The sequence below is a fragment of the Bacillus sp. J33 genome, from assembly GCF_000518885.1.
Lineage (GTDB): Bacteria > Bacillota > Bacilli > Bacillales > Cytobacillaceae > Cytobacillus.
Genome location: NZ_JAEL01000043.1, coordinates 36,765 through 46,285 on the forward strand (window position 1 = coordinate 36,765; position 9,521 = coordinate 46,285).

Consider the following 9,521-nt stretch of genomic DNA (forward strand, 5'->3'; position numbering starts at 1 on the left):
CCTAAGCTATTATGTACTCGCCCGGCCCCTGCATGAGAGGCCAAGGCATTTTTTCAATTGGTTAAATAATCCTTATCCGTGAATTGCTTTTCCATCAACCGCGAGAGCAGCTTCACCAATTGCTTCCGATAAAGTCGGATGAGGGTGGATGGTATGTGCCACTTCCCAAGGTGTAGCATCAAGAACTCTGGCCAGGCCAGCTTCTGAAATCATATCCGTCACATGCGGGCCTATCATATGTACACCCAGGATATCATCAGTATCTTTATCTGCCACAATTTTGACAAATCCATCCGATTCTCCAAAAACAAGTGCTTTTCCGATTGCCCGGAAAGAGAATTTTCCAGTTTTCACATTAAAGCCTTTTTCTTTTGCTTCATCCTCCGTTAATCCTACACTGGCAGCTTCCGGTGCACTGTAAATACATTTTGAAACGAGGCTGTAATCGATTGGTGAAGGGTTTTGTCCGGCAATGTGCTCAACTGCAACAATCCCTTCGTGGGATGCAACATGGGCAAGCTGAAGGCCGCCTATAACATCTCCAATCGCATATATATGGGATTCTTTTGTTTGGAAGTATTCATTCGCTGCAATGTAGCCTTTTTCGATTTGGATATCTGTATTTTCCAAGCCAATTCCTTCAACATTTGCTTGCCGTCCAACAGAAACAAGCAATTTATCGGCAGAAAATTCCTTTTGCGACCCCTTTACTTCTGCAGAGATCGTTACTCCATCGCCTTTCTGCAGTGTTTCAGGAAGAACCTTCGCTCCTGTTACAATTTTCACGCCCTTCTTTTTCATCAGGCGCTGCATTTCTTTAGATATTTCCTTATCTTCTGTAGGGATGATGCGATCTGCATATTCAATAACTGTCACGTCAGCCCCAAAATCAGATAGCATGGATGCCCATTCAATGCCGATAACACCGCCGCCAACAATAATAATGGAGCTTGGAACCTCTTCCATCACAAGTGCTTCATCAGAGGTCATAACCAATTGTCCATCAATATCCAATCCTGGCAGAGTTCGCGGACGAGATCCTGTCGCGACAATGACATTCTTAGGAATCAGCATTTCGTTTTCATCCCCATTATTCATTTCAACAGAGATTGTTCCTGGCATAGGCGAAAAAATGGAAGGCCCCAGAATACGTCCTGTACCTTCAAAAACATCAATCTTCCCTTGTTTCATCAGGTGCTGAACACCCTTATGAAGCTGATCTACAATTTTGTTTTTTCTTTCCTGGACTTTCCCAAAGTTGATGGATACATCGCTTGTAACTACGCCAAAATCTTCACTATGCTTAGCTGTTGCAAAAACCTCTGCACTTCTCAATAGTGCTTTGCTTGGTATACATCCTTTGTGGAGGCAGGTTCCTCCCAGCTTTCCTTTTTCAACTATTGCCGTTTTTAATCCAAGCTGAGATGCACGGATGGCAGCTACATAACCGCCTGTGCCCCCGCCCAGGATGACTAAATCATATTCCTGTGCCAAGTTGCTTCCCCCTTTTTATTTGATTGCTGCTTTGTTGGCTGTTTTTCCTGGATATTCCTTTTCTTTTTCCTCGCCGCGCAGAACTCGCAAAGCTCCTTCTGCAAGGGCTTGAAGTTCATTTTCACCCGGCTGGATGATTACATCTGCAATCCAATTAATACGCTCGCTGATTTCCTTTACAAAACCTTTTCCATAAGCAAGGCCGCCAGTAAGAATGATGGCATCAACCTTGCCCCCAAGTACAGCGCTGGCAGAACCAATTTCTTTTGCCACCTGATAAGCCATAGCTGAATAAACCAGTTTTGCTTTTTCATCCCCATCTTCAATCATCTTTTCAACCTTTACAGCATCATTGGTTCCCAGATAACCGACTAAGCCGCCTTGTCCAACAAGCTTTTTCATTACTTCTTCACGGTAAAAGCTTCCGGAATAGCATAGTGCAACCAAATCACCTGCAGGCACAGTTCCTGCACGTTCCGGGCTGAAAGGCCCATCTCCATGCAAACCGTTATTGACATCTATTACTCTGCCCTGTTTATGGGCGCCCACCGTAATACCTCCGCCCATATGAGTCACGATCAGGTTCAGTTCCTCATATTTTTTTCCAAGGTCTTTTGCAACCCTTCTCGCAACAGCTTTCTGGTTCAAAGCGTGGAATATGCTTTTTCTTTCTATCATCGAGAAGCCGGAAATGCGGGCGATTGGGTCCAGTTCATCAACTACGACCGGGTCAACAATATAAGAAGGGATATTCAGCCCCGAAGCAATTTCATATGCCAGGATTCCGCCCAGGTTTGAAGCATGCTGCCCTGCAAATCCCGCGCGCAAGTCCTTAAGCATCGCCTCATTTACCGAATAAGTGCCTCCTTCAATAGGACGCAGCAGACCGCCGCGGCCGCATACTGCACTTAGTTTAGAAATATTGATCCCTTCATGATCCAATGTTTCTAAAATGGTTTTTTTGCGGAATTCATACTGGTCGATAATATTTTCAAATGAGTTAATGACATCTGAATCATGACGCAATGTTTTTTCCAGGACAGAAATCTCATTATCGAAAACTCCAATCTTTGTTGAAGTGGATCCGGGATTGATGACGAGAATTCGACTGTTTCGTTCTAGCACGTTTAAACCTCCATTAAAAGCGGAATTTCCCTAGGTAAAAATCTTACTTAGGACTTTAAGCTGCCGCCTGAGTATTTTATTGGATTCAATTTTTAAAGGCAAAGACGCTGAATTTACATTCAGCGTTTTGCTTCCTGGCATAGGCTGCCAGGATTTAATAAAATGGCACGCTATAAAGCGCCATAGCCTTTTAGCTTATCTGCGGCTCAGTATATGATGGCCGTTTTGCAGGAATTGGCCTCTCGAATTGCGCATTCTTTCAATTCTTTCCTCAGCCATGCGGTCAGCCGCTTTGTAAGTAGGAATTCCATCTCTCTTTGCAATTTCAATAACTTTTTCAATATTATTGTAAACTGTTTCTACCTTCTTCATTGCACGCTCACGATTGTAGCCATATAGCTCATCTGCAACGTTTATTACTCCGCCTGCATTAATAACATAATCTGGAGCGTAAACGATGCCCATTTCATGGATTTGATCGCCATGTCTTGTTTCCCGTAGCTGATTGTTGGCAGCTCCTGCAATTACTTTTGCCTTTAGCTGCGGAATTGTATCATCATTAATGGTTGCACCCAGCGCACAAGGAGCATAAATATCACATTCTACTCCGTAGATTTCATTTGGCTCAACTGCTTTTGCACCAAATTCTTCAACCGCCCGCTGGACCGCTTCTTTATTGATATCCGTTACAATCAGCTGAGCACCTTCTTCATGAAGATGGCGGCAAAGATTGAAAGCAACATTTCCTACACCCTGAACGGCAATTGTCTTACCTTCTAAAGAATCTGTTCCAAAAGCTGCCTTAGCTGCGGCTTTCATTCCTCTGTACACGCCATAGGCTGTTACAGGTGATGGGTTTCCGGAAGATCCAAAGGCAGGCGAAATACCTGTTACATAGTCTGTTTCCTCATGAATCAGGTCCATATCAGCAACAGTGGTTCCCACATCTTCGGCAGTGATGTAACGGCCATTCAGCCCTTGGATATAGCGTCCGAAAGCACGGAACATTTCCTCGTTTTTATCTTTGCGGGGATCACCGATAATAACTGTCTTCCCGCCGCCCAGGTTCAATCCTGCAGCTGCATTTTTATAAGTCATTCCACGTGCAAGACGAAGTGCATCTTCAATAGCTGCTTCTTCAGATTCATACGTCCACATGCGCGTTCCGCCAAGGGCAGGTCCTAACGTAGTGTCATGGATTGCAATAATGGCTTTTAATCCCGATTGTTTGTCCTGGCAAAATACAACTTGCTCATAATCATAAGTTTCTAAGTATTTGAAGATTTCCATTTTAAATATCCTCCCCGGATTCTTTAATTAAATATTTCGTACTCGATTCAAGTAACAGAACTGTTTAAATTCTACTTCGCAGAGCAGATTGCCAACGCAAGCGAGTACACTTTGCTTTCAGCCGAGTCCGCCCTGGATGTTAGGACGATAGGAGCTTTGGCACCCGCAATGACAGCCCCTACCTTTGCTTTCGCAAAGTAGACAAGAGATTTATATAAAGTATTCCCTACTTCTATTGTAGGCACTAGCAAAATGTCAGCCTGTCCGGCAACTTCGCTCTTTATCCCCTTGTGTTCAGCAGCCTCAAATGAGATAGCATTATCCAAAGCCAGGGGTCCGTCGACAACACAATCCTTAATTTGCCCCCGCTTGCTCATTAAGGTTAAAGCTGCAGCATCAAGCGTGGCCTGCATAGCAGGATTAACAACCTCCACTGCTGCTACGGGTGCTACCAGCGGTTTTTCAATCCCTATGCCCCTGGCTATTTCCACTGCATTTTTCACAATTTGGGCCTTCTGATTAAGGTCTGGAGCAATATTCATAGCTGCATCTGTTACAATTGTCAAACGGTCAAAGCCAGGAACTTCAAAAACCGCCACATGCGACAGCACATTACCTGTCCTTAGACCGTACTCTTTATTTAAAACAGCCTTTAAAATGCCTGCAGTTGGTATATTCCCCTTCATTAGAACATTTGCTTTTTGCTCTTTAACAGCCCTTACTGCTGATTCAGCCGACAAAGATGCAGATTCAGCATGAATGATTTTTAGCTTTTGGCTATCGGCAATCCCGCTATGCTTCTCTTTTATTAGCTGATGAATTTTTTCTTCATCCCCGAATAATAGAAAGCTGGCTAAGTTTAGCTTTATTGCTTCAGCCACAGCTTCCAATACTTCTTCGTCTTCTGCAGCAGCTACTGCTACCGTTTTCTCACCATATTGGGTTGCTTTCGTTAGAAGCGAATCCAATTCCATCTGTTCAACCCCCTTACAAGAAAAAGCCTCTTTCTTGAGATGTTCCAATTTTATTACTTGCAAGAAGTGTGCCAACTTAAAAACCTAATGTAAACGCTTTATTCAATAGACTAAAGTATGAAAAAAGTTGCACACCATGAAATTTATTGCATGCCATCATTTGCAATATTATATTTCTCCAGTTTATAATACAGATTCCTAACTGATAATCCTAATGACTTTGCAGTTAGCGTTTTATTCCCATCCAGCTTCTGGAGCATCTGCCTGATTATTTTCGCCTCATACTGTTCAACTAGCTGTGACAGTGATTTATCTTGAACAGTCTCTGGAAGTTCCTTGTTGACGGTCTGAGTGCTTGAGCTGACAAGCTCAGGGATATGCCTTTCCTCTATTTCCGTTTCATTGTAGCTCATGAAAATGATGGCTCTCCCAAGTATGTTGTCCAATTCTCTGACATTTCCCGGCCAATCATAGGCCATCAGCTTTCTGATTGCTTCTCCTGTTACCCCTTCTACATTTCGCCCATATTCCTGATTGATTTTTTGGATAAGCCTGCTGCAGAGCATCGGGATATCTCCCTTCCTGCGCCTTAATGGAGGAATATGTATCGGCATTCTATTCAGTCTGTAGTATAAGTCTTCCCTAAAGGTGCCATTTGCAATACCTTTTTCTAAATTGACATTTGTTGCAGCTATAATCCTCACATCAATATGGATTGGCTTAGTTCCCCCAACCCTCGTAATTTCATGCTCCTGCAGAACCCTTAGCAGCTTTGCCTGCGTATTGGCTGTTAATTCGCCGATTTCATCAAGGAAAATGCTGCCTTTATCAGCCTCCTCGAAAAGCCCTCTCTTTCCTCCCCGTTTTGCACCAGAGAAAGCCCCTTCTTCATATCCAAACAGTTCACTCTCTAATAAAGATTCCGATAAAGCTGCACAATTAACCCTGATAAACTTGTTATACTTTCTATCGCTTGCATTATGTATAGCATGTGCAAATAGTTCTTTGCCTGTGCCAGATTCCCCGCGAAGCAAAACGGTAGCAGGTGTTTTAGCGCCCAGCTTTGCCTGTTCAATAGCAATTGTCATTTCTTCAGAGGTTCCAATGATATCCTCAAAGGAGTATTTCGCCTCCAATGTACGTATAATCTGCCTTGCCCGGTTCAACTCACGGTTCAGGCTTTGAATTTCGGAAACATCATGAATAACACCTACACTTCCTTTTAACTTTCCATTTACGATTACAGGCGCGACATTAACTACTACATCCTTTCTCTTGGGACCGACTCTCATGGCCACTCCCCTCATAGCCCTTCTTGTTTGGAGAACCTTCATATGTACACTTTCACCTTCTGAGATATCCGCTGTGGCAGGTTGACCAATAACTTCCTCTTCTTCAAGGCCTGTCAGCCGTGTATAGGCTGGATTAATCAGTATTCCTTTTCCATGTTCGTCAACAACCGAAATCGCTTCCTCACTGGACTGGATGATCGCCTGAAGCATCGTATGAATCTCTTTTAGATCTGTTATCTCCTCTGCTAGCGATACCACTTCCGTAATATCCTTAAAGACTGAAAAAGCACCCATTAGCTCATGATCTTCTCCGAGCATAGGTATTCGTGTTGTGATGATTTTTAGGCCATTTTCTAAAACCATTTCCTGATTGGACTCCGCCCTTCTGGTTTCCAATACTCTGGGAAGCTGACTGTCTGCAATCACCTCATTTATTTTTTTGCCGATGGCTTCATCTCTTTTAATGCCAGTCATTCTTTCGGCACTTCGGTTAAAAACAGTAATTTCGGCATGGTTATTAATAACAATCATGCCATCATCAGTAGAATTAAAAATTAAATCGAGCTTATAGGTTTCATTTCTGAATTTTGAAATCAGCTCTTCCTTTTCTTCCAGCAGCTTTGCGATTAAATAGGCAACACTTCCGGGAATTAAAACGGTATCTTTGCTTCTCGCTTCTCTAATTTCCACAAAAACCTGTTCATCCCCAGTGACTTCGATAATAATATCAATGCCTGGATCCAGGAAATCCCGCCAATTCGCACCAACTGAAATGCCATTTTCTTTGGCAAGCTTAAGTCCAGGAGCAGCAGGGTTTATATCCACCATTGCCTTTACGTCCAAAACAGCCGTTTCTTTAATAATTTTATATATGGCTGTACCGCCTTTACCCGCTCCTACAATCATTACTGTTTGCATATACCTTACCTGCTTTCATTGAAAATAATTGCATAGCGCCAGTTATATGTTATGCAATATTCTTCACGGTAATTATTTTAGCATAGTTGCTGGACTTGACAAATTTCTTTAATGATTTATTATTTCGATAGATGACTTCGATTGAAGGGAATATATATGATAAGACTAATTGCATTATTGATTCTGCTGCTTCCAGGTATTTTAGCTGTTTTTGGAATAAAATTAATGAGGGATATGGTCTTTGGAATCCTGCAGAGCCCTTTTCCCTATCTATGGCTTCAATTCATTTGCGGATTGCTGTTTTTAATCATTGGACTTGGATTTATTGCAGGATTTGTACTATACCGGGATCGAAAACGAAATAAGGTACAAGCACGATTTAAAATTAAATAAATCAGTAAGTGAGGGGAAACATCTTGAGGCCATTGCAAATTTCGCCGGAAACAGCTTTAAAGCTATCTGAGAAGCTTAATCTTCCATTGGAACAAATCATGCACATGCCACAGCATATTTTGATTCAAAAAATGATTGAGCTTGAAAAAGAGAAAGAGAAATAAATTAACACAAAAAGGTTCAGTATGAATGATTTTCGTACTGAACCTTTTTTATTCGTCCTGTATAAAATTCCTGCTGTTTCTGCTCGGGCAAATAAACTTCAACACAGCCTTTTTATTATGAAAGTCTCCTTTTTCATAAATAGTTATTTGCTTATTAATTCAGCCTGTTGACAGGAAAAGTTCTTGAATAAACACCACTCGAGGAAAAAAATAAAAATGATTTTCGAGGAGTCAATTGAGTTGGGTAACCCTTCATTAGGCTGAAGCAACAAACTCTGCGAAACAGCGTTATGAAAAAACGCCCCATATTGGAGCGCCTAATGATCATTTATAAGTGCTGTATTTAGTTCTTACCCTTTCAAGAAGCTTTATGCTCCAGACGAAGCTTATCAGCTACCATAGCAATAAATTCGGAGTTGGTAGGCTTTGCTTTAGTCATGCTGACTGTGTACCCAAACAGCGATGAAATAGAATCAATATTTCCGCGGCTCCATGCAACTTCGATTGCATGGCGGATTGCACGTTCTACACGGCTTGCTGTAGTGTTGAATTTCTTCGCAATATCAGGGTATAACACTTTGGTGATGGAACCGAGAAGTTCAATATCATTATATACCATAGAAATTGCTTCACGAAGATAAAGATAGCCCTTAATATGGGCAGGAACACCAATTTCATGGATAATGCTTGTGATGCTTGCATCAAGGTTCTTAGGCTTTGCCTCTGCCTGCGGTCGGTATGCAGGAGCTGGCTTGCGAAGAACAGCACTGGACTTTCCGCTGACCTGGCGGATATGGCTTGCCAAGTTATCCATATCAAAAGGCTTTAGGATAAAGTACGAAGCTCCAAGGTCTACTGCCTTTTTCGTTACATCCTCCTGGCCAAAAGCAGTCAGCATTATGACATTGGGGAGAGTATTTAAATTTAGATCCCGCATTTTTTCAAGGACAGCAAGCCCATCCAGGTGCGGCATGATAATATCCAGCACCAGAACGTCAGGATGTGTCTGCTCAAGAACTTCCAGACATTCCTGACCATTATGGGCTATCCCTGCAACTTCCATATCTTCCTGTGAAGATATATATTCTTCTAAAAGGCCAACTAGCTCCCTGTTATCATCCACAACACAAACTTTTATTTTCTTCACTTACTTTCCTCCTCGGTCCATTTATGGTCTGGTCTCTTTAAAAGATGTTCTAAAGTCTGAACATGCTCTTTTGGCATCTATTTTCTATTCTAAATGACAAATTCGACAATGCAACAAAAATTCCTTTAGTTTTTTGAAATTTTCTTAAAAAGCCGGCAAAATCTTAACTTTTCTTTTGTTTTCTTCTCTTTTCGACTGCTTTCGGCATATACTTTAGTTTTTTTATGTATTTGTCGAAAAATCTTTACAAAATATATTTTAGCATAAAAAAATTATGCTATGTGAAGGCTTTTACAGGCACTTAAGCTTTCCCTCGGGGAGGAATGAGAATCTCCTTGGCTTTGCCTGCGAGGTCTCCGACTCCCTCTCTAACTTTACGAAAACAGCGAATAAAAAAGACGGGTGTCTCCCGTCTTCAGCTTGTTGAGAAAGGGGTATTTTTTCTCAACAAAGTTTTTCTTAAAAAGAAATATACCAAAGGAAGATTAGCTTTTCTGGTTTAAAAAANGATCGCCATGCACCTATCCTAGCTTTGCCAGGTGCATGGCGATCTTTTTCATATTCTGGCAAGCTGCGGTGAGAAGCACCTGCTCGCTTGCATTGTGTAGTCCCCGTAACCGGCAATAGCGAAGCCCATGCAGCTCTTTTGAGTCTGCGAAGCTTCGCTCCACTTTTTCTTTTCTGAATTTATATAGTATCTTTCCAGATTTGGAAAGCCGGTTTT

At 42.0% G+C, this 9,521-nt stretch carries 9 protein-coding genes; 2 read left to right on the top strand and 7 right to left on the bottom strand.

The window, feature by feature from the left end:
• Positions 1 to 72: 72 nt before the first annotated feature.
• From lpdA to L634_RS0113715, 5 genes are all read right to left on the bottom strand, one after another.
• Positions 73 to 1,494 carry a dihydrolipoyl dehydrogenase gene (gene lpdA, locus L634_RS0113695; protein ID WP_026582942.1) on the bottom strand — a complete coding sequence of 474 codons (1,422 nt, stop codon included), beginning with the start codon at positions 1,492 to 1,494 and terminating at the stop codon, positions 73 to 75.
• 15 nt (positions 1,495 to 1,509) lie between these two features.
• Positions 1,510 to 2,619, bottom strand: a complete 1,110-nt coding sequence (gene buk / locus L634_RS0113700; protein WP_026582943.1) for a butyrate kinase — start codon at positions 2,617 to 2,619, stop codon at positions 1,510 to 1,512.
• 195 nt (positions 2,620 to 2,814) lie between these two features.
• A complete protein-coding gene (gene bcd / locus L634_RS0113705) occupies positions 2,815 to 3,909 on the bottom strand; it encodes a branched-chain amino acid dehydrogenase (protein WP_026582944.1) in 1,095 nt (364 codons plus the stop codon).
• Positions 3,910 to 3,980: 71 nt separating this feature from the next.
• On the bottom strand, positions 3,981 to 4,883 hold the full coding sequence (gene yqiS / locus L634_RS0113710) for a phosphate butyryltransferase (RefSeq protein ID WP_026582945.1): 903 nt from the start codon (positions 4,881 to 4,883) through the stop codon (positions 3,981 to 3,983).
• Positions 4,884 to 5,026: 143 nt separating this feature from the next.
• Positions 5,027 to 7,093, bottom strand: coding sequence for a sigma-54 interaction domain-containing protein (locus L634_RS0113715; RefSeq protein WP_026582946.1), 2,067 nt, complete (start codon positions 7,091 to 7,093; stop codon positions 5,027 to 5,029).
• A 156-nt stretch (positions 7,094 to 7,249) separates the two neighbouring features.
• Between L634_RS0113715 and L634_RS0113720 the strand changes: the two genes are divergently transcribed.
• The gene (locus L634_RS0113720; RefSeq protein WP_026582947.1) at positions 7,250 to 7,486 is read left to right on the top strand and encodes a DUF2627 domain-containing protein; all 237 of its coding nucleotides are present in this window, start codon (positions 7,250 to 7,252) and stop codon (positions 7,484 to 7,486) included.
• A 23-nt stretch (positions 7,487 to 7,509) separates the two neighbouring features.
• Complete coding sequence (locus L634_RS32715; RefSeq protein ID WP_084028904.1) at positions 7,510 to 7,650, top strand: YycC family protein; 141 nt, start codon at positions 7,510 to 7,512, stop codon at positions 7,648 to 7,650.
• Between the two features lie 358 nt (positions 7,651 to 8,008).
• Here L634_RS32715 and spo0A read toward each other — a convergent pair whose 3' ends face one another.
• Positions 8,009 to 8,797, bottom strand: coding sequence for a sporulation transcription factor Spo0A (spo0A, locus tag L634_RS0113730; protein WP_026582948.1), 789 nt, complete (start codon positions 8,795 to 8,797; stop codon positions 8,009 to 8,011).
• 521 nt (positions 8,798 to 9,318) lie between these two features.
• Positions 9,319 to 9,521, bottom strand: a 203-nt coding sequence (locus L634_RS0113740) for a transposase (RefSeq protein WP_026582949.1), incomplete at its 5' end; no start/stop codon positions are given.